This is a genomic window from Leclercia sp. LTM14 (assembly GCF_023736175.1).
Taxonomy (GTDB): domain Bacteria; phylum Pseudomonadota; class Gammaproteobacteria; order Enterobacterales; family Enterobacteriaceae; genus Enterobacter; species Enterobacter barmai.
On sequence record NZ_JAIKTT010000027.1, the window covers coordinates 1 to 599 of the forward strand.

General features: G+C 53.1%; 1 rRNA gene. It reads right to left on the reverse strand.

Features of this window, described 5'->3' with window-relative positions:
* Nucleotides 1-542, reverse strand: a 23S ribosomal RNA gene (locus K5I40_RS23760); the annotation flags it as partial.
* Nucleotides 543-599: the final 57 nt, after the last annotated feature.

Sequence of the window (599 nt, forward strand, 5' to 3'; positions counted from 1 at the left end):
GGTGCTCCCACTGCTTGTACGTACACGGTTTCAGGTTCTTTTTCACTCCCCTCGCCGGGGTTCTTTTCGCCTTTCCCTCACGGTACTGGTTCACTATCGGTCAGTCAGGAGTATTTAGCCTTGGAGGATGGTCCCCCCATATTCAGACAGGATACCACGTGTCCCGCCCTACTCTTCGAGTTCACAGCATGTGTGCTTTCATGTACGGGACTATCACCCTGTACCGTCGGACTTTCCAGACCGTTCCACTAACACACAAGCTGATTCAGACTCCGGGCTGCTCCCCGTTCGCTCGCCGCTACTGGGGGAATCTCGGTTGATTTCTTTTCCTCGGGGTACTTAGATGTTTCAGTTCCCCCGGTTCGCCTCGTTAACCTATGTATTCAGTTAACGATAGTGTGTCGGAACACACTGGGTTTCCCCATTCGGACATCGCCGGGTCAAAGGTTCATATCACCTCGCCGGCGCTTTTCGCAGATTAGCACGTCCTTCATCGCCTCTGACTGCCAGGGCATCCACCGTGTACGCTTAGTCGCTTAACCTCACAACCCGAAGCTGTTTCACTTCGCGTTGTGAAAATTTGAGAGACTCGAACACAC